Source organism: Actinocorallia sp. A-T 12471, from assembly GCF_033875155.1.
GTDB lineage: Bacteria > Actinomycetota > Actinomycetes > Streptosporangiales > Streptosporangiaceae > Actinocorallia.
On sequence record NZ_JAWZTE010000005.1, the window covers coordinates 123,440 to 140,794 of the forward strand.

Genomic DNA, 17,355 nt, shown 5'->3' on the forward strand with positions numbered 1-17,355 from the left:
CTGCTGACCGCTTACCGCGATCTTAGGCCCGGTGACCCCACCGGAGAAGAACCGTTCGAATCTCGGTTCCGTTGCATTTACCCGGCGTTTGTTACGGGGAGGTAAGGGGTGGGAGGCGGTCACCCCTTCCGCGACGTGGCCGCCTCCACCCTTGCTGACGTCCTCACCACCCGGCGCACTGTTCACACATGTTTTCATGATCGGATCGTTCGGCCGGAGGCTTCCGCCGCGTCACGCCGCCCGACATTTCCCGTAAGCCTGTTGAAACCCACACGCAACGCGGAGTAACTTTGCTCTTTCCCGGGTCCGCAGGATTCCCGGGTGCCGAGGAGAGGAGAGGCGTGGGTCTGCTCCACGGGGTCTTGGACTACGAGGCCCACAGGGAGACGTTCCGCGGCCTCGTCCGAACGTACCGGCCCGAACTCGACGTCATCGCCGACGAGGGCGTCGCGGAGATCGAGAAGTCGATCCCCGAGTACGTGCGGCCGCACGACCCGAGGTACGCCGGGGTCGTGCGCACCGCGGTCGAGTACGCCATCGGGCACTGGTTCGACATGCTCGTGGACCCCGACCTCGACTCCACCGAGACCATCGCGTTCTTCCGCGCGCTCGGCGTCGGCGAGGCGCGTGAGGCGCGCAGCATGGAGGCGTGGCAGAGCGCGGCCCGCGTGGGCACCCGCGCGACCATCGAGTACATCACCCGGCGCAACGCCGAACGCGGCGTGGACATGCCGGGGGCGGTCGTCGGGCAGCTCACCAACTCGGTGCTCGTCTACATCGACATCCTCGCCGAGGCCGTCGCGGCCGGGCACGCCGAGGCCGGGGCGCGCGAGGTCGGCGAGTTCCAGGGACGGCTGCGCCGGATGCTCGAGCTGCTGCTGGAAGGCGGGGACCGCGCGCTCAAGGACGTCAGGGAACTCGCCGCCAAGACCGGGTGGGCGATTCCGCAGTCCGTCGCGGTCGTCGCGGTGCACGAGCGCGACGCCGAGCCCGCGCGCAGGCCCGCGCTGCCGTCGGAGGTGCTCGTCGGGCTGCACCTCGCCGAACCGTGCCTGCTGGTGCCCGATCCGGGCGGCCCGGGGCGGCGCAGGATGCTCGAGCACGGCTTGCGCGGCTGGTTCGCGGCGCTCGGACCGTCGGTCCCGGTGACGGAGGCGGCACGCTCACGCGCGTGGGCGAACCGCGCACTCGACCTCGCCCGGCGCGGCCACCTGCCGGACGACGGGCTCGTCGTCGCCGAGGAGCACCTTCCGACGCTGTTCATCGTCCCGCACGCCGACCTCGTGGACCGGGTCGCGGAACGCAGGCTCGGCCCGCTGCTCGAGCTGCGGCCGCGCCAGCGCCGGGTGCTCGCCGAGACCCTGCTCGCCTGCCTCGAGTCGGGCTTCAACGCCACCGAGGTCGCCCAGCGCCTCCACATGCACGCCCAGACGATCCGCTACCGGGTCCGTCAGCTAGAGGGTCTGCTGGGCGACGAGATCTACCACCCGGACCAGCGCCTTGAGCTGCACATGGTCCTGCACGGCTGGCTCGCGCTCAACCCCGCGACGGGCGACGACCCCTCCTGACCGCCGCGCGTTACGCGGGCGGCCTGTGCCGGACCGACCATTCGACGGCCGGACAGCGGTTCATGACGACGTCGAGGCCCGCTTCTGACGCCCGCAGCGCGGCGGCCTCGTCGATGACGTCCAACGGCAGCCAGACCGCCTTCGCGCCCACCCGGATGGCCTCGTCGACGACGTCTCCGGCGAAAGCGGCACGCCGGTACACGCCGACGACGTCGATCGGCGCGCCGATGTCGGACAGGGTCCGGTACACGGGTTCGCCGAGGGTTGTCTGGGCGGTCGGATGCACCGGGTAGATGCGCTTGCCGCGCCCCTGGAGCAGCCGCGCCTGGTCGTAGGCGGTCCTGGTGGGGTCGTCGCCGAGCCCGACGAACGCCCATGTCTTCGACTCCCACAGCAGGCGGCGAATCGTGGTGAAGTCGGCCCAGCGGTCCTCGGGGTGCGGGGTGCTCATGTCTGCGGCAACCCCGCGGGCCGCCGCGTTATTTCCGGCGACGCGCCCGCACCCATCGCCCTTACGGGCTGACGCCGGGGTGGTGCCACGGCAGCGTGACGGGCGCGGCAGGGAGCCGTCCGGTAAGGAGCCCGGGAAGCAGCCCTGCAAGGCCCCAGGGGACGACGCTGGGCGGCGCGGACGCGATCTCGTCCGGCGTCCACCACCGGTGCTCGTCCACGGTCTCGCGCTCGTAGTCGGTGAAGCCGCTCGTGTCCGGCGTGAAGTGCGCGGTCCGCACGTAGAAGTAGGTGTCGGTGGCCGAGCGCACCAAGCCGTCCCATTCGGCGCGGTAGTACCCGGACGCGGTCGCCACGACGGGCCCGAGCGCCTCGGGCGGCACGACGAGCCCGGTCTCCTCGCGCAGCTCCCGCAGCGCGGCCTGCTCGACGCTCTCGCCGGGGTCGATCCCGCCGCCTGGCGTGAGCCAGAACTTGTCTATGAGGCCGTCGAGGAACAGCAGCAGCCTGTCGTGCTCGTCTACGAGGAGGACGCGGGCGCTCGGGCGGTGCGGAGTGCTCATCGGTCCGATCCTAGTACTTTCCATGATCATTCTGGATAGACTGCGGGTCGCGCCGCCGCGGGGGACGGCGTCCGCTAGGGCGATGTGAGATTTCCGTCAGCCGGGTGCCGACGGGAACACCCCGGTCCGCCTCCGCCGTTCCCCTTGCGTCGGCGAGAAGACTGGAGGCCAGGTGCGGGTGCGGATTCCCAAGAGCGTGGACAGGGCGTGGGACTGGGCGGAGCGACACGGGAAGGCGTTGGCCGCCGTGCTGCTGCTGCTCGTCGCCGGGGCGGGGGCGCTGCTGCTTCCCGCGCTCGGCGCGCTGGCCGCCGGGATCCTCATCGGCGCGGTCGTGACGCTGTGGCGCACCCGCCGTTCCGTCGCCGCGCTGCGCGCCGACAACGACCAGCTGCTGCGCGACAACGGCGCGCTGCGGCACGCGCTGGCGGCGGTCGAGCACGGGGTCAGGAAGCAGGGCTCGGTGGACACTCAGGTGCTGCCGTTCATCCCCTCAGAGGACGACTGACGCAGCCGTTCCACGACGGACGCGGAGATTCCGGCGAGCGCCTCGACCTGCTCGGGCGTGAGCGCGTCGAACATGTGCCGCCGGACGCTCGCGACGTGCTCGGGCGCGGCTGCGGCGATGACTTCGAGGCCGCGCGCGGTGATCTCGGCGAAGGCTCCGCGCGCGTCCTCCGGGCATTCCCTGCGCACGACGAGGCCGCGCTTGTCCATGCGGGACAGCTGGTGGGACAGCCGGCTGCGCTCCCACTGGATGGCCCTGGCGAGTTCGGTCACCCGCTGCCGGTGCTCCGGCGCCTCGCTGAGGCTCGCGAGGACCGCGTAGTCGCCGAGGGACAGCCCCGCGTTGGCCTGGAGGTCGCGCGCGACGGCGGTCCACACTTCGGCGTGCAGCTCCAGGAGCCCGCGCCACGCGCGTTGTTCCTGGTCGGAGAGCCATCGGGTCATGGAACCCAGTTTACTTGACATGTCACCGAAGCTGGCTATGCTCAGGGTTGAACGTTCAACTTCTTCCGAAGCAGAACCTGACTAGAGGAGCCAACGATGTCCGACCTCTCCGAGCTCACCGGCACCTACACCCTTGACCCGACCCACACGCGCATCGGCTTCTCGGCCCGCCATGCGATGGTCACCAAGGTCCGCGGCGCCTTCAACGAGTTCACCGGCACCGCCCAGGTGAACGGGTCGGACCCGTCGGTCTCGTCCGTGGAGGTGACGATCTCCACCGCGAGCATCGACACCCGCAACGAGCAGCGTGACGGCCACCTGCGCACCAACGACTTCCTCGAGGTCGAGAAGTTCCCGGAGATCACCTTCCGGTCCACCTCCGTCGAGCAGGTCAAGGACGACGTCTTCCGCGTCGTCGGCGACCTGACGATCAAGGGCGTCACCAAGCCCATCACGATCGACTTCGACTACGAGGGCGCGGCCAAGGACCCGTTCGGCAACCACCGGATCGGTTTTGAGGGCTCCACCTCGATCAACCGCAGCGACTTCGGCGTCACCTTCAACGCCCCGCTGGAGACCGGCGGCGTGCTGGTCAGCGAGAAGATCAACCTCGAGTTCGAGATCTCGGCCGTCAAGAACGCCTGAGCGTCCGCGCGCCGACGGGCGGCGGCCCCGCACGGGGGGGGGGCCGCCGCCCGCGCGCGTTTTATCGGGAGGCGTCCATCCGGCCGCGCCGCCTAGAATGCACCGGTGCGACACATTGTCTGGGACTGGAACGGCACGCTCTTCGACGACAGGGACATCGTCCTGAACGCGAGCGCGGCGGCGTTCCTCGGCACCGAGGCCGAGGGCGTCACGGGCGCGGAGATCATGGCCGCCTACACCCGGCCCGTGTGGGTCGGCTACGAGAGGCTGCTCGGCCGTCCGCTGCGCGAGGGCGAGTGGGAGCGCATGGACGAGCTGTTCCACGCCAGCTACGAGAGCCTTGTGTCGACCGCCCCGCTCACCGCCGACGCCCTGGCCGCCCTCGACCTCGTGACAGGCGCGGGACGCAGCCAGTCGATCCTGTCGATGGCCAGGCACGACCATCTGAGCTCGCTCGTCGGCGGATTCGGGATCGGCGAGTACTTCACCCGGGTGGACGGCCTCGTCGGCGCGCCCGGCGGCGGCAAGGCCGAGCACATGATCCGGCACGCCGGGGTCCTCGGCATCGACCCGTCGGACCTCACCGTGATCGGCGACGCGGCCGACGACGCCGTCGCGGCGGCCGCGGTCGGCGCGCGGGCCGTGCTGTACACCGGCGGCATGCAGCGCCGCGAGGACCTTGAGCGGACCGGCGCTCCCGTCGTGGACTCGCTGCTCGAAGCCCTGTCCCTCGCCGGATTCTGACGCCGCGCCGATCAGGCGCGGCGGTAGGTCCAGACGCCCTTGAGCGTGCCCGACTTGCCCGAGTCGGTCTGGCGCAGTTTGAGCGTGCCGCGCGAGCACGTGATCTTGGCGTTGTACGGGACGCCGGTGAACTCCCGGGCCTTCAGCAGCGCGACGAGATCGCGCGGGGCCGGGTCGAGTGACAGCGGCGCGGTCTGCCGCAGCTTGAGCGTCGCGTTGCCCGACGCCGAGGAGACGGTTCCGATGAGCCGGTTGCCCGAGAGCTTGGCCTTCATCCGCAGGACGCCCCGGTAACGAAGCCAGCCCGTCACCTTGGCCCCGCCGGACGTGCCGGTCTCGGTGAGCCGGGCCGAGCCCGCGTAACGGTGGACGGCCTTGCCGCCGCTCAGGGTGAGCGTCGCGCCCGCGCCGCCGGTGATCCGCAGCCGGGTCGAGGACTGGGTGACGGTGAGGTCGGCCTTGGTGAGCCGCCAGGTTCCCGCCGCGCACTTGGCGGCCGGGGCCGCGTGCGCGGGATGCGCGAAGACCGTGCCCGTCAGCACGAGCACGGTCGTGAGCGCCGCCGCTTTGCCCATGGGGGAGATCAGGGTGCGAACTTCAGCAGCGCCAGGGCGACGAGGTGCGCCACCACGGTGATGGTGAGGAGACTGACGAAGACGAACTTCGCGGGCCCGTGCTCGAAGTGCTTTCCCTCGGTGAGCGGCGGCCGCTTGGCCTGCCGGAAGGCGATCTCCTCGTCAAGGGTGCGGCGGTGGAACATCAGATCTTGGGCGGCACGGCGACGACGACGTCGGCCATGATCCGGAACAGCACCCCGAGCACGCCGCCGACCACGATCAGCGCGACACCGGCGCCCATTACGGCCCAGTTGCCCATCGGCAGGCCGAAGCCTGCGACGATGAAACCGATGAAGGCCACGGACACCGCGACCCAGGACTTCAGCTCTCCGGCGTGCGAACCACCAGCGGACATCTCTTGTGCCTCTTTCGTCATGGTCACGTAAATCTCGTTCAGTGTACCGGCGGGGTCCGGTGTCGTGGACTTGACCCATCGGGTGCACGGCCCTGTAATTGGCAATATGTCCAACAAAATCGTCCATGGTGACGGCGTCGATCTCGCGGTCCAGATCCGCGGCGCGGCCGACGGCCCCACGGTCCTGCTGCTGCACGGCTACCCCGACACGCACACTGTCTGGGACGGCGTCGTGGAACGCCTTTCCGACAGCTTCCGTGTCGTCACCTACGACGTGCGCGGCGCGGGCGCGTCAAGCCGTCCGAAGGGCCGCGCGGCCTACCGGTTCCCGCTGCTGATGAACGATCTGCGCGCGGTCGTCAAGGAGGTCAGCCCGGACGGCCCCGTCCACCTCGTCGGGCACGACTGGGGCTCGATCCAGGGCTGGGAGGCGGTGACGACGATGCCCGAACTGTTCGCCTCCTACACCTCGATCTCCGGCCCGTCGCTCGACCACGCGGGCCGCTGGACGCGCGCGCACTCCGGCACGCTCAGGGGCCTGCGCCAGATGCTGCACTCCTGGTACATCGTGTTCTTCCACCTGCCCGTGCTGCCGATCCTGAGCTGGCGCACCGGCGTCGCGCCGCGCCTGGTCGCGGCGCTGGAGCGGACGAAGACCCCGCACTTCAGCGGGACCGTCGCCTTGGACGGCGCGTACGGCGTGAACCTCTACCGGGCGAACATCCTGCCCAGGATGCGCCACCCGCAGGAGCGCGTTACGGACGTCCCCGTACAGCTCGTCGTCCCCGAGGACGACGCCTTCGTGACGCCCGCGCTCGCCGCCTCGGCCCTGCCGTTCGCGTCGCGGATCACCCGGGTGAGCGTCAAGGCGGGTCACTGGGTCCCGGTGACCAGGCCCGCCGAGATCGCCGACCTCGTGGCCCGGCACGCCGCCTCGATCTGAGACCCTGGCGGGATGAGCGATCTTCCCGCGGACCTGCTCGCCGACTACGCCCACCCCGACGGGCCCTGGTTGCGCGCCAACATGATCGCCAGCGCCGACGGCGCGGCGACCTACGAGGGCCTGTCGGGCGGGCTCGGCAACGAGACCGACAAGCTGCTGTTCCAGGCGCTGCGGCCGATGGCCGACGCGATCATCGTGGGTGCGAACACCGTGCGGATCGAGAGGTACGGGAAAGCGCCAGTGCCGATGGCCGTGGTCTCGCGCTCGCTCGACCTCGACTTCGCCTCGCCGCTGTTCGACGGCAGGCCCATCCTGATCACCGTCTCCGACGCGCCGCGCCTCGCCGAGGCGCGCGAGCACGCCGAGGTGATCGTCGCGGGGGAGGGGGCGGTCGACTTCGGCGCGGCGGTCGCGGGGCTGCACCGGCTCGGTCTGACCAAGCTGCTGTGCGAGGGGGGCCCGACGGTGCTGGGCGGGATCGCCGCCGCCGGCCTGCTCGACGAGCTGTGCCTGACGCTCTCGCCGCGCCTGGTCGGCGGGGCCGCGCCGCGGATCGTGCGGGGTCCGGCGCTGGAGGAGGGGATGAGCCTCGCGGCGGTAAGGCAGGATGGGGACCATCTCTTCCTGAGATACCGCAGGTCGTCGTGACCGCGTCGAGGCGATGAGGAAAGGCGGCCGCGTGGACGAGCTTCAGCCGCCCAGCCTGGTCGAGCTGGTGATGGCGCGGCTCCGCGCGGACATACTCTCCGGCGAGCTGGCGTCCGGCGAACGGTTGATCGAGGAGCAGCTCACCGCGCGTTTCGGGATCAGCAGGGCGCCGCTGCGCGAGGCGCTGCGGCTGCTCGGCCAGCAGGGGCTCGTGGAGCACCTGCCCCGGCGCGGCGTGCGGGTGGCCGAGCTGTCGGCCGGGGACGTCGACGAGCTGTTCGGCCTGCGCGACGTGCTGGAGAGGTACGCCGTGCGCACCGCGCTGCCCGGCCCGCTCGTGCTCGCCGACCTCGGCGAGGCCCTGGAGAACATGGACGCCGCCGCCAAGGCCGGCGACGTCCTCGCCGAGAACGACGCGCACCACAGGTTCCACCTCGCGCTCGTCTCACTGTCCGGGCACCGTCAGCTCCTCCTGGCCTACGAGCCGGTGATCCTGAAGCTCCAGCTCTACATGGCCGCGAACCTGCGGCTGGAGACCGAGGCGCTGCGCGCACCCGAGGAGGGCGTGGCGCGGCACCGGCGGCTGTACGAGGCGATCGCGACGGGCGATCCCACTGTCGCGCTCGCGGCGCTCGCCTCGCACGGGGCCCGCACCTACGCGGGCTGAGCCCGCGAGGATCGGAACCCCTTTAACCCCGACGTAACGGACGACGTCTGTCGCCGTCATGTGATTGTCGACAATCGACGATCAGGAGTTCTCGGGGGAGAAAGGAGCCGCCCATGAACGCGTCAGTGGAGGCCGAGCCGTACCCGTACCGGTTCGACCTCGCCACCACCGCACTGCTGATCATCGACATGCAACGTGACTTCGTCGAGCCCGGGGGCTTCGGCGAGACGCTCGGCAACGACGTCTCGATGCTGCGCCGGGTCATCGCGCCGCTGCGCGAGGTCCTGGACGCCGCGCGCGCGGCCGGGATGCTCGTCGTCCACACGAGGGAGGGCCACGAGCCCGACCTTTCGGACTGCCCTCCGGCCAAGCTCACCCGAGGCGAGCCGTCCCTGCGCATCGGGGACCCCGGGCCCAAGGGCCGGATCCTCATCCGGGGCGAGTACGGCCACGACATCATCGACGAACTCAAGCCCCTCCCGGACGAGACAGTCATCGACAAACCGGGCAAAGGCTCGTTCTACGCCACCGGCCTCCAGGACCTCCTGACGGCCCACGGCATCACGAGCCTCGTCGTGACGGGGGTGACCACCGAAGTGTGCGTCCACACCACAGTCCGGGAGGCCAACGACCGGGGCTACGAATGCCTCGTCCTGTCCGACTGCGTCGGCTCCTACTTCCAGGAGTTCCAGGACGCCGGACTCGCCATGATCTCCGCGCAGGGCGGCATCTTCGGCTGGACCGCCCCCGCCAAGCAGTTCCTGGAGGCGTTGCGATGAGCACCGACACCAAGCAAGCGCCGACCCCCGAGCCCGCCTTCAAGGCGCCGTTCTGGGTCAGCGGCGACACCAACGCGTTCTTCGGCCTCGGCTTCAACGTCATGGTCAACGTCCTCGTGCTGACCGGGTTGTGCCTGGGCGTCGTGAACATCCCGGGAAGCGACGTCTACGGCGTCATCCTCCCGGCACTCGGCATCCAGATGCTGATCGGGAACGTGTACTACACCTACCTCGCGCGGCGGCTCGCCGCCCGTGAGGGCCGCGCCGACGTGTGCGCGATGCCGTACGGGCCGTCGGTCCCGCACATGTTCATCGTCACGTTCGTGATCATGCTGCCGATCTACCTGGCGACCAAGGACCCCCTCGCCGCCTGGGCGGCGGGCCTGGCCTGGTCGTTCATCATCGGCCTCATCGTCATCCTCGGCGCGTTCGTCGGCCCGTACATCAGGAAGTACACGCCGCAGGCGGCGATGCTCGGCACCCTCGCGGGCATCTCCATCGCGTTCATCTCGATGCGGCCGACCGGGCAGATGTTCGATGCGGCGTGGATCGCGCTGCCCGTCCTCATCATCCTGCTCATCGGGTTCTTCACCGACCTGAAGCTGCCGTTCGGCCTGCCCGTCGGGCTCGTCGCGCTGCTCGTCGGCTCGGCGATCGGCTGGATCGGCGGCTACATGGAGCCCGCCGACGTCACCGCCGCCGCCAAGGACATCGCGATCGGCCTCCCGACGCTGCAGATCGACCTGCTCATTGACGGGCTCAAGGAGGTCTCGCCGCTGCTGGCGACGGCCATCCCCCTCGGCATCTACAACTTCACCGAGGGCATGACCAACGTCGAGAGCGCGGCCGTCGCGGGCGACGAGTACAACCTGCGCGCGGTCCTGCTCGCCGACGGGCTCGGCGCGGTCGTCGGCGCGGGCCTCGGCTCGCCGTTCCCGCCCGCGGTCTACATCGGGCACCCCGGCTGGAAGGCCGCCGGAGGCCGCACCTCGTACTCGCTCGCGACCGGCGTGGTCATCGCGCTGTTCTGCTTCCTCGGGTTCTTCGCGCTGCTCGGCGCGCTGCTCCCGACGCCCGCGATCGTGCCGATCCTGCTGTACATCGGGCTGCTCATCGGCGCGCAGGCGTTCCAGGAGGTGCCCAAGGCGCACGCGATCGCGGTGGTCATGGCGATCATCCCGAACGTCGCGTCGTGGGCGGTCGGGCAGATGGACAACGTGCTCGCGGCGGCCGGGACGTCGGCGCACGAGCTCGGCGAGGACGCGCTGCGCGGCGCGGGCGTCGTCTACGGCGGGCTGAAACTGCTCGGCGGCGGCGCGATCCTCGCCGGACTCGTGCTCGCCGCGATCGTCGCGTTCATCATCGACCGGAAGTTCGTCTGGGCGGCCGGGTACGCGGCGGCGGGCGCGGTGCTCTCGTTCGTCGGCCTTGTGCACGCGGAGAAGGTCGAGTGGAACGCCGAGGGACAGGTCGCGCTCGGCTACCTGTTCGCCGGGGTCGTCCTGCTCCTGTTCGCCTTCCTCGACGGACGCGGCAAGGCCGTAGCGGAGCCCGAGGGGCCGGTGACTTCAGACGAGGCGGAAGCCGAACCCGCCGCTGACACCGGCGTTACGGCGGCGAAATGAGCGCTCAGTACGGTCCAGTGATGGCGCAGCCCTACGCCTGGCCCTACGACGGGACGTTCACGCCCGCCAAGACCGCCGTCATCTGCATCGACTGGCAGGTGGACTTCTGCGGCAAAGGCGGGTACGTGGACGCCATGGGCTACGACCTTGAGCTCACCCGCGCGGGTCTGGAGCCCACCGCGAGGGTGTTGGACGCGGTGCGGCCGCTCGGCTTCACCGTCGTCCACACCCGCGAAGGGCACAGGCCCGACCTCGCGGACTGCCCGCCGAACAAGCTGTGGCGGTCCAAGGGGATCGGCGCGGGCATCGGCGACGAGGGGCCGCAGGGACGCATCCTCGTGCGGGGCGAGCCGGGCTGGGAGATCGTGCCCGAGGTCGCGCCCGTCGCCGGCGAACTCGTCATCGACAAGCCGGGCAAGGGCTCGTTCTACGCGACCGACCTCGACCTGCTGCTGCGGACGCGCGGCATCACGCACCTGATCCTCACCGGCATCACCACCGACGTGTGCGTGCACACGACGATGCGCGACGCCAACGACCGGGGATACGAGTGCCTGCTGCTCACCGACTGCACGGGCGCGACCGACGTGGGCAACTACGAGGCCGCACTGAAGATGATCACCATGCAGGGCGGGGTGTTCGGCGCGATCGCGCCCTCGTCCGCCCTGCTCGACACCTTGGGAGGCACATGACCGGCTCGCTGTCGGTGGCGGAGCTGTCCCGGCGCTACGGCGCCGGGACGGCCCGGCCGGAGGACGTCGTGAACGAGGTCTACGACAGGATCGCGGCACGCGGCGACGACCACGTCTGGATCACGCTGCGGCCGCGTGAGGAGGTGCTCGCCGAGGCCGCCGCGCTCCCGGACGGGCCCCTGTACGGCGTCCCGTACGCGGTCAAGGACAACATCGACGTCGCCGGGCTGCCGACCACGGCCGCCTGTCCGGAGTTCGCTTACACGCCGGACAAGTCCGCGCCCATAGTGGAGCGGCTGCGCTCGGCGGGGGCGCTGCTCATAGGCAAGACCAACCTCGACCAGTTCGCCACCGGGCTGTCGGGCACGCGCAGCCCTTACGGGTCATGCGAGTCGCCGCTGGTGCCCGGGCTCATCTCGGGCGGGTCGAGCTCGGGCTCGGCCGTCGCGGTCGGCGCGGGCCTCGTGTCGTTCGCGCTCGGCACCGACACCGCGGGATCGGGACGTGTCCCGGCGGCGTTCACCGGGACCGTGGGGCTGAAGCCGTCGCGGGGGCTCGTCTCGACCCTCGGGATGGTCCCGGCGTGCGCGTCGCTGGACTGCGCGAGCGTCTTCGCCGCGTCAGTCGCGGACGCGTGGACGGTCCTGACGGCGATCGCCGGGCCCGTCGGGGCCGACCCGTGGTCGCGGAGCCTGCCGGTCGGGGAGCTCACGCCCACCGGGCCGCTGCGCATCGGCGTGCCGCGCAGGCTCGAGTTCTTCGGCGACGGCGCGGCGGCCGTCGCGTTCAAGCAGGTGCTCGCGCGGCTGTGCGACCTCGGCCACACCCTCGTCCAGGTCGAGTTCGTGCCCTTCCTGCAGGCGGGCAAGCTGCTGTACGGCGGCGCGTGGGTGGCCGAAAGGCTCACCGCGGTGGGCGCGTTCGCCGCGAGCAACCCACGTGCGGTGCACCCGGTGACGCGCCGGGTCCTGCGGCCCGGCGCGTCGATGAGCGCGGCCGACGCGTTCGCCGACGCCCACCGCCTCCAGGAGCTGCGCGCCGAGACCCGCGACGTGTGGCGGCGGATCGACGCGCTCGCGGTGCCGACGATCCCGACCACGTTCACGCACAAGGAGATGCGCGAGGACCCGATCGGCCGCAACAAGACACTCGGCCACTACAGCACCTTCGCCAACCTCCTCGACCTCGCCGCCATCGCCGTCCCCGGGGGGATGACCCCTGCGGGACGGCCCCACGGGCTCACCCTTCTCGCCCCCGCGGGCAAGGACGCCTTGCTGGCCTCGGCGGCGGCGGCCTTCGCCGCCGAACCTATTGCCGCACCCGTCGAGGGAGTGGACGAGGCCGTACTGGCCGTCGTAGGCGCGCATCGTGCGGGGCAGCCGTTGCACGGGCGGCTTACGGCGCTCGGGGCGCGGCCGCACGGCGTCGCGCTTACGGCGTCGGCCTACCGGCTGTTCGCTCTGCCCGGAGGGGACGTCGCAAGGCCCGGCCTCGTACGGGTCGGGGAAGGCGGCGCGGCCGTCGAGGTCGAGCTCTACGCGCTGTCGGCGGCCTCGCTCGGGCACCTGCTCACCGAGACGGCTCCGCCGCTCGGCCTCGGCACCGTGGAACTCGCCGACGGCAGGTCGGTCCACGGGTTCCTGTGCGAGTCCTACGCCACCGGCGACGCGCGCGACATCAGCGGCCACGGAAGCTGGCCCGCCTACCTGGAGGGAGCCCATGCGCAGCAGTGAGCTGAGACGGGGCCGCACGTTCGGCGTCGTCTTCGACCCGGGGGAGGACTTCTTCACCGCGCTCGCCGACTTCTGCAAGTCCAACGAGGTGCGCCAGGGCTACATCCCGATGTTCCTCGGCGCGTTCTCCTCGGTCGACGTCATCGGGACGTGCGAGCGGGTCGCTGATCCGATGGCCCCGGTCTGGACGAAGGTGAGCGCCACCAACGTCGAGGCGATCGGCTGCGGCAGCCTCGCGTGGGACCCGGCCGAGGACAGGGCGGTCCCGCACGTGCACATCTCGGTCGGGCTGAAGGAGCGGTCCGCGCAGGCGCACACCAGCCACCTGCTCGGCGCGACCGTCCAGTTCGTCGCGGAACTCCTCGTCGTGGAGGTCGTCGGCCCGGAGATCAGGCGGCCGCCCAACCCGGCCATGTACGACGTACCCCTCCTGGAGTTCCACGACTGACCTCCATCACCGATTCAATCACTGATTGACGAACGCGGCGCGACGTGGTCGACTCGGGCGTATGACGATCGCGGACGCGCCGGCCAGGCTGCTCGACGCGGCGGGGCCGCTCTTCGCCGAACACGGCTACGACGCGGTGTCGGTGCGCGCCGTCAACAAGGCCGCCGGGATGAACCCGGCGGCCGTGCACTACCACTTCGGGTCCAAGGAGGCCCTGGCCACCGCCCTGCTGGAACGCCGCCTCGGCGACCTGTGGAGCGGCCGCCTCGCCGAGCTCGAGGGCCTGCTCACCGGGTCGGCCCCGGTGCCCGCCGCGCGGATCGCCGCGCTGCTCGTCGAACCGCTCGCCGCGCTCGCGCACGACCCCGAGCGGCGCTGGCTCGGCCGGCTGCTGGCCAAAATCGTCAGGTCCGGGCATCCGCTGCCGTGGCACTCGGCGTGGTCCTACCCCGAGCCCTGGGCCGCCCTGCTGGCCCGTGCCGTCCCCGGACTGCCCCCCGAGGAGGCCGCGCTGCGCTGGCGGCTCGCCCGCGATCTCGTCCTGCACACCTACGGCGACTCCGACGGCACGCCGCCGCCCGCGGCGAGCGTCACCGCGTTCGTCGCCGCAGGGCTCACCGCCCCGTTCCCACCCCCCGATGGAGCGCCCCCATGCCAGAAGCAGTCTTCGCCCCCGCCCGACTAGGCCCGCTCACCCTGCGCAACCGGATCGTCAAAGCCGCCACGTTCGAGGGACGCACCCCCAAAGCCCTCGTCTCCGACGAACTCATCGCCTTCCACCGCGCGATCGCGGCGGGCGGCGTCGGCATGACGACTGTCGCGTACTGCGCTGTTGCGCCCGAGGGACGCACCGAGCGGCGGCAGATCCACATGCGGCCCGAGGCCGCCGAGGGGCTGCGGCGGCTCGCCGAGGCGGTCCACGCCGAGGGGGCGGCGATCTCCGCACAGCTCGGGCATGCCGGGCCCGTCGCCGACGCGCGGTCCAACCGGATGCCCGCTTTGTCAGCGTCGCGGCGGCTCAGCCCGCTGACGTTCCAGTTCCTCACCGAGGCGAGCGAGGACGACATCGCCCGCGTCACCCGCGCGCATGCCGACGCCGCCGAACTCGCCGCGGACTGCGGCTTCGACGCCGTCGAACTGCACTTCGGCCACAACTACCTGGCGAGTTCGTTCCTTTCGCCGCGCCTGAACAAGCGCAAGGACGCCCGTGGCGGCCCGCTCGTCAACCGGGCGAGCGTCGCACGGGGGATCGCCGAGGCGGTCAAGGCGCGCGTCGGCGACAGGATCGCGGTCCTCGCGAAGATCAACATGTCCGACGGGGTGCGCGGCGGCCTCACCGAGGAAGAAGGGCTCGCCTTCGCGCTGCTCCTGGAAGCCGACGGCCACCTCGACGCCCTGGAACTCACCGCCGGAAGCTCCCTGCTCAACCCGATGTACCTGTTCCGCGGCGACGCGCCGGTGAAGGAGTTCGCGGGGTCGTTCCGGCAGCCGGTGAAGGCCGGCCTGCGGGTCTTCGGCAGGTTCTTCCTGCACGCCTACCCCTACGAGGTCGCCTACCTGCTGCCCATGGCCCGCCGCTTCCGCGCCGAGCTGTCCATGCCGCTCATCCTGCTCGGCGGCCTCACCGACATGCCCTCGCTCGACCTGGCCATGGCCGAGGGCTTCGAGTTCGCCGCGATGGGCCGCGCGCTGCTCATGGAACCCGACCTTCCGCTGCGGCTCCAGAAGGACGCGACTGCCGCGTCGGCATGCGTCCACTGCAACCGCTGCATGCCGACCATCTACCGGGGCACCCACTGCCCCCTGTCTGACGTCTTCCAGCCCGCCCCCCGCTGAGCGCGCGCGAAGCCGCACGGGGTTCGGCCCCGTGCGGCTTCGACGGGCGGCGGGGTCAGCCGAACAGGTCGTCGACCGAGGTCGCCGTGGCGCTCGCCTGGAGCCAGCCCCTGAGCGTCGCGAGGTCGGTGCAGCCAAGGACGCGCTCGCGTGCGGCGTCGTCGACCGCCACCCCGCGCGCCTTGAGCACGGTGAGCACGGCTTCGGCTTCGATCTCCGGACGGGCCTCGGCGATGATCTCCGGACGGGCCTCATCGATGATGCGGGCCGAGAGGGGGAATTCTGTGGCGTTCTTCATGACGGCCTCGAGGGTGGTGCGGACGGCGGTTGAGGAAATGTTCCAGCAGAAGTTAGCGTAAGCCTCGGATTGCTCCTGCGGGAACTTCTTGAGCGCCTCGGTGAAGGCATTGATGGTGTTCGGGTGGGTTTGTCCGTGTGCTTGGACGCTGAACATGGCGATCTCGATATGGTCGGCGGCCTCCGCCGGGTCGGTGATGACCGGCAGGCGTGCGGGGCCCACGGTGTGCGCGCGGAAGGTGTAGCCCGGCAGGCTCGTCTGGACCGGGGTCGCGTAGTAGTCGGCGGTCTTGTCGTCGGGGGCGAAGAGCAGGACGTGCACCGGCCGCCGGATCTGCACCCACATCGCCGCCGCGTAGCGCGCGAGCTGCACCCGCTTGGCCTCGATCGGGGTCTGCTGGATCTCGACGATGACGCCGTGCTCGGGCGCCTGCGGCGGTCCCACCGTGATGACGGTGTCGGGCTTGAAGTCGTCGGACGGCCGGCTGTTGAAGTCGTTGGACTCCACGCGGGCGAGCGCGTTCGGGGAGATGTGGACGCCGCACAGGTCGTGCAGCATTTCCAGGGCGAGTGCCGGACGCTTCCGGAAAACCGCGTTCAGGGAGTCATGGTGGGGTGAGGGCATGAGGAGGAAGTTAGCGGTGGTGCGGGGTCCTCACTTGTACTTTATGGATTTCAGCGGAAAGGTCTGATCTATTAAATGAGGCCCGGTAAGTCATTTGTGTGGGGATTGGGCGGTTATGGAGGGTAATTGTCATGTACGCGAGGAAGACAAGTGCCGCGACGAGGTAGGCGTTGGCCGCGACCGTCGTGAGGCCGTGGAGGCCGTACTGGTCGGGGCCGCCGCCTCTGGGCGTCAGCCACGGCACCGCCAGCAGGAACGGCAGGGTCCCGGCGGCCAGGAGGGCGCGGGAGCGGGCGAAGACGAGGAGCGCGGGCAGCGCCCACACCCAGTGGTGCGTCCAGGAGACGGGGGAGACGAGCAGGCCGGTCACGCCGGTCACGGCGGCGGCCGCGAGCCAGTCGCCCCGGCGCGCCCACGCGACCGCCGCGACGATCCCGGCGAGCCCGAGCAGCAGGGGGACGAGCCGGTACCAGGACGGGATGTGCGCGACCCCGTCGAGGACGCGTGCGGCCGCCCCGATCGGCGACTGGTTGCTGATGTAGGGGACGCCGACGCGTGAGGTGTCATAGAACGTGTCGAACCAGTACGTCCGGGACGCCTCGGGCGCGACGAGCCATGCCGCGCCGGTGCCGAGGAGGAACACGCCGGTCGCGGTCGCGGCGGCGCGGACCCGTCCCGCGGCGAGGAGCAGCACCACGAAGATCGCCGGGGTCAGTTTGACGGCCGCCGCGATCCCGACGCCGACGCCCGCGCTTCTGCCGTCGGCGACCCTGCGGAGGTCGTGGAGCACGAGCGCGAGGAGGAACAGGTTCACCTGGCCGAGGAACAGCGTGTGCCAGACGGGTTCCAGCAGCATCCCGCCCGCGAACAGCGCGGCGACGGCGGCGCGGTGCGGGGTCCGTCCGGCGAGCCGCAGGCCCGAGGCGCACGCCCAGGCGAACGCCCCCGCCGACGCGAGCTGCCAGCCGACCCGCGCGAGGGTGAGCGGCAGCAGCGACATCGGCGCGAACACCAGCGCCATGAACGGCGTGTTCGTGAACCACAGCCCCTCGTGCCGCCGCTCGTAAAGCGCGGCCCCGTCCGTCAGCGCGCCGCCGCCCAGCCAGTAGATGTGGTGGTCGAGCGACGGATACACCACCGCGAACACCAGCAAACCCAGTATCTCGGCA

22 protein-coding genes are annotated in these 17,355 nt (G+C 71.0%); 14 read left to right on the forward strand and 8 right to left on the reverse strand.

The features are described from left to right. Positions 1-341 precede the first annotated feature (341 nt). On the forward strand, positions 342-1,568 hold the full coding sequence (locus R9X44_RS16035) for a helix-turn-helix domain-containing protein (protein WP_319814959.1): 1,227 nt from the start codon (positions 342-344) through the stop codon (positions 1,566-1,568). A 10-nt stretch (positions 1,569-1,578) separates the two neighbouring features. Here the strand turns inward: R9X44_RS16035 and R9X44_RS16040 are convergent, their stop codons facing one another. Together R9X44_RS16040 and R9X44_RS16045 are read right to left on the reverse strand one after the other, a co-directional pair. Beyond that, positions 1,579-2,019 carry a CoA-binding protein gene (locus tag R9X44_RS16040; RefSeq protein WP_319814960.1) on the reverse strand — a complete coding sequence of 147 codons (441 nt, stop codon included), beginning with the start codon at positions 2,017-2,019 and terminating at the stop codon, positions 1,579-1,581. Positions 2,020-2,080: 61 nt separating this feature from the next. Continuing rightward, entirely contained in the window at positions 2,081-2,581 is a 501-nt protein-coding gene (locus R9X44_RS16045) for an NUDIX hydrolase (RefSeq protein ID WP_319814961.1), read from the reverse strand. Between the two features lie 172 nt (positions 2,582-2,753). Between R9X44_RS16045 and R9X44_RS16050 the strand changes: the two genes are divergently transcribed. Further along, positions 2,754-3,089, forward strand: a complete 336-nt coding sequence (locus R9X44_RS16050; protein WP_319814962.1) for a hypothetical protein — start codon at positions 2,754-2,756, stop codon at positions 3,087-3,089. Here R9X44_RS16050 and R9X44_RS16055 read toward each other — a convergent pair. Beyond that, the gene (locus R9X44_RS16055; RefSeq protein WP_319814963.1) at positions 3,053-3,532 is read right to left on the reverse strand and encodes a MarR family winged helix-turn-helix transcriptional regulator; all 480 of its coding nucleotides are present in this window, start codon (positions 3,530-3,532) and stop codon (positions 3,053-3,055) included. The two genes, R9X44_RS16050 and R9X44_RS16055, sit on opposite strands and share 37 nt — an antisense overlap. 96 nt (positions 3,533-3,628) lie before the next feature. Here R9X44_RS16055 and R9X44_RS16060 point away from each other — a divergent pair, with 96 nt between their 5' ends. Both R9X44_RS16060 and R9X44_RS16065 read left to right on the forward strand, forming a co-directional pair. Then, positions 3,629-4,177, forward strand: coding sequence for a YceI family protein (locus R9X44_RS16060; protein WP_319814964.1), 549 nt, complete (start codon positions 3,629-3,631; stop codon positions 4,175-4,177). Between the two features lie 105 nt (positions 4,178-4,282). Next, positions 4,283-4,921: an HAD family hydrolase gene (locus R9X44_RS16065; protein ID WP_319814965.1), complete on the forward strand. Its 639-nt coding sequence runs from the start codon at positions 4,283-4,285 to the stop codon at positions 4,919-4,921. A gap of 11 nt (positions 4,922-4,932) precedes the next feature. Here R9X44_RS16065 and R9X44_RS16070 read toward each other — a convergent pair whose 3' ends face one another. The 3 genes from R9X44_RS16070 to R9X44_RS16080 are packed head-to-tail and all read right to left on the reverse strand — an operon-like array spanning position 4,933 to position 5,893. Then, positions 4,933-5,496 (reverse strand): hypothetical protein, encoded by a 564-nt coding sequence (locus R9X44_RS16070; RefSeq protein ID WP_319814966.1) that lies wholly within the window; start codon positions 5,494-5,496, stop codon positions 4,933-4,935. An 8-nt stretch (positions 5,497-5,504) separates the two neighbouring features. After that, positions 5,505-5,681: a hypothetical protein gene (locus tag R9X44_RS16075; RefSeq protein WP_319814967.1), complete on the reverse strand. Its 177-nt coding sequence runs from the start codon at positions 5,679-5,681 to the stop codon at positions 5,505-5,507. Continuing rightward, a complete protein-coding gene (locus tag R9X44_RS16080; RefSeq protein ID WP_319814968.1) occupies positions 5,681-5,893 on the reverse strand; it encodes an HGxxPAAW family protein in 213 nt (70 codons plus the stop codon). The genes R9X44_RS16075 and R9X44_RS16080 overlap by 1 nt, the downstream gene beginning before the upstream one ends. Positions 5,894-5,999: 106 nt before the next feature. Here R9X44_RS16080 and R9X44_RS16085 point away from each other — a divergent pair, with 106 nt between their 5' ends. From R9X44_RS16085 to R9X44_RS16130, 10 genes are all read left to right on the forward strand, one after another. Continuing rightward, positions 6,000-6,836, forward strand: a complete 837-nt coding sequence (locus R9X44_RS16085; protein ID WP_319814969.1) for an alpha/beta fold hydrolase — start codon at positions 6,000-6,002, stop codon at positions 6,834-6,836. Between the two features lie 12 nt (positions 6,837-6,848). Beyond that, a complete protein-coding gene (locus R9X44_RS16090; RefSeq protein WP_319814970.1) occupies positions 6,849-7,484 on the forward strand; it encodes a dihydrofolate reductase family protein in 636 nt (211 codons plus the stop codon). A gap of 31 nt (positions 7,485-7,515) precedes the next feature. Next, positions 7,516-8,151 carry a GntR family transcriptional regulator gene (locus tag R9X44_RS16095; RefSeq protein WP_319814971.1) on the forward strand — a complete coding sequence of 212 codons (636 nt, stop codon included), beginning with the start codon at positions 7,516-7,518 and terminating at the stop codon, positions 8,149-8,151. A gap of 113 nt (positions 8,152-8,264) precedes the next feature. Next, a complete protein-coding gene (locus R9X44_RS16100) occupies positions 8,265-8,930 on the forward strand; it encodes an isochorismatase family cysteine hydrolase (RefSeq protein ID WP_319814972.1) in 666 nt (221 codons plus the stop codon). Then, the gene (locus tag R9X44_RS16105; RefSeq protein WP_319814973.1) at positions 8,927-10,555 is read left to right on the forward strand and encodes a hypothetical protein; all 1,629 of its coding nucleotides are present in this window, start codon (positions 8,927-8,929) and stop codon (positions 10,553-10,555) included. The genes R9X44_RS16100 and R9X44_RS16105 overlap by 4 nt, the downstream gene beginning before the upstream one ends. A 20-nt stretch (positions 10,556-10,575) precedes the next feature. After that, positions 10,576-11,247: an isochorismatase family cysteine hydrolase gene (locus R9X44_RS16110; protein ID WP_319814974.1), complete on the forward strand. Its 672-nt coding sequence runs from the start codon at positions 10,576-10,578 to the stop codon at positions 11,245-11,247. Beyond that, positions 11,244-12,980 (forward strand): allophanate hydrolase, encoded by a 1,737-nt coding sequence (gene atzF, locus R9X44_RS16115; protein WP_319814975.1) that lies wholly within the window; start codon positions 11,244-11,246, stop codon positions 12,978-12,980. Before R9X44_RS16110 ends, atzF begins: the two co-directional genes overlap by 4 nt. Next, positions 12,967-13,428 (forward strand): PPC domain-containing DNA-binding protein, encoded by a 462-nt coding sequence (locus tag R9X44_RS16120; RefSeq protein ID WP_319814976.1) that lies wholly within the window; start codon positions 12,967-12,969, stop codon positions 13,426-13,428. Before atzF ends, R9X44_RS16120 begins: the two co-directional genes overlap by 14 nt. A gap of 61 nt (positions 13,429-13,489) precedes the next feature. Next, positions 13,490-14,113: a helix-turn-helix domain-containing protein gene (locus R9X44_RS16125; protein WP_319814977.1), complete on the forward strand. Its 624-nt coding sequence runs from the start codon at positions 13,490-13,492 to the stop codon at positions 14,111-14,113. Beyond that, the gene (locus tag R9X44_RS16130) at positions 14,080-15,264 is read left to right on the forward strand and encodes an NADH:flavin oxidoreductase (RefSeq protein WP_319814978.1); all 1,185 of its coding nucleotides are present in this window, start codon (positions 14,080-14,082) and stop codon (positions 15,262-15,264) included. Before R9X44_RS16125 ends, R9X44_RS16130 begins: the two co-directional genes overlap by 34 nt. Before the next feature lie 55 nt (positions 15,265-15,319). Here R9X44_RS16130 and R9X44_RS16135 read toward each other — a convergent pair whose 3' ends face one another. Both R9X44_RS16135 and R9X44_RS16140 read right to left on the reverse strand, forming a co-directional pair. Then, positions 15,320-16,186: a hypothetical protein gene (locus R9X44_RS16135; RefSeq protein ID WP_319814979.1), complete on the reverse strand. Its 867-nt coding sequence runs from the start codon at positions 16,184-16,186 to the stop codon at positions 15,320-15,322. A 10-nt stretch (positions 16,187-16,196) separates the two neighbouring features. Then, on the reverse strand, positions 16,197-17,333 hold the full coding sequence (locus R9X44_RS16140; protein ID WP_319814980.1) for a glycosyltransferase 87 family protein: 1,137 nt from the start codon (positions 17,331-17,333) through the stop codon (positions 16,197-16,199). Positions 17,334-17,355: the final 22 nt, after the last annotated feature.

Bases quoted from the DNA above. Each gene is read 5' to 3' on its own strand.
- R9X44_RS16040 (WP_319814960.1), bottom strand. From the start codon at position 2,019: ATGAGCACCCCGCACCCCGAGGACCGCTGGGCCGACTTCACCACGATT.
- R9X44_RS16045 (WP_319814961.1), bottom strand. From the start codon at position 2,581: ATGAGCACTCCGCACCGCCCGAGCGCCCGCGTCCTCCTCGTAGACGAG.
- R9X44_RS16055 (WP_319814963.1), bottom strand. From the start codon at position 3,532: ATGACCCGATGGCTCTCCGACCAGGAACAACGCGCGTGGCGCGGGCTC.
- R9X44_RS16060 (WP_319814964.1), top strand. From the start codon at position 3,629: ATGTCCGACCTCTCCGAGCTCACCGGCACCTACACCCTTGACCCGACC.
- R9X44_RS16070 (WP_319814966.1), bottom strand. From the start codon at position 5,496: ATGGGCAAAGCGGCGGCGCTCACGACCGTGCTCGTGCTGACGGGCACG.
- R9X44_RS16075 (WP_319814967.1), bottom strand. From the start codon at position 5,681: ATGTTCCACCGCCGCACCCTTGACGAGGAGATCGCCTTCCGGCAGGCC.
- R9X44_RS16080 (WP_319814968.1), bottom strand. From the start codon at position 5,893: ATGTCCGCTGGTGGTTCGCACGCCGGAGAGCTGAAGTCCTGGGTCGCG.
- R9X44_RS16085 (WP_319814969.1), top strand. From the start codon at position 6,000: ATGTCCAACAAAATCGTCCATGGTGACGGCGTCGATCTCGCGGTCCAG.
- R9X44_RS16090 (WP_319814970.1), top strand. From the start codon at position 6,849: ATGAGCGATCTTCCCGCGGACCTGCTCGCCGACTACGCCCACCCCGAC.
- R9X44_RS16100 (WP_319814972.1), top strand. From the start codon at position 8,265: ATGAACGCGTCAGTGGAGGCCGAGCCGTACCCGTACCGGTTCGACCTC.
- R9X44_RS16105 (WP_319814973.1), top strand. From the start codon at position 8,927: ATGAGCACCGACACCAAGCAAGCGCCGACCCCCGAGCCCGCCTTCAAG.
- R9X44_RS16110 (WP_319814974.1), top strand. From the start codon at position 10,576: ATGGCGCAGCCCTACGCCTGGCCCTACGACGGGACGTTCACGCCCGCC.
- atzF (WP_319814975.1), top strand. From the start codon at position 11,244: ATGACCGGCTCGCTGTCGGTGGCGGAGCTGTCCCGGCGCTACGGCGCC.
- R9X44_RS16120 (WP_319814976.1), top strand. From the start codon at position 12,967: ATGCGCAGCAGTGAGCTGAGACGGGGCCGCACGTTCGGCGTCGTCTTC.
- R9X44_RS16125 (WP_319814977.1), top strand. From the start codon at position 13,490: ATGACGATCGCGGACGCGCCGGCCAGGCTGCTCGACGCGGCGGGGCCG.
- R9X44_RS16130 (WP_319814978.1), top strand. From the start codon at position 14,080: ATGCCAGAAGCAGTCTTCGCCCCCGCCCGACTAGGCCCGCTCACCCTG.
- R9X44_RS16135 (WP_319814979.1), bottom strand. From the start codon at position 16,186: ATGCCCTCACCCCACCATGACTCCCTGAACGCGGTTTTCCGGAAGCGT.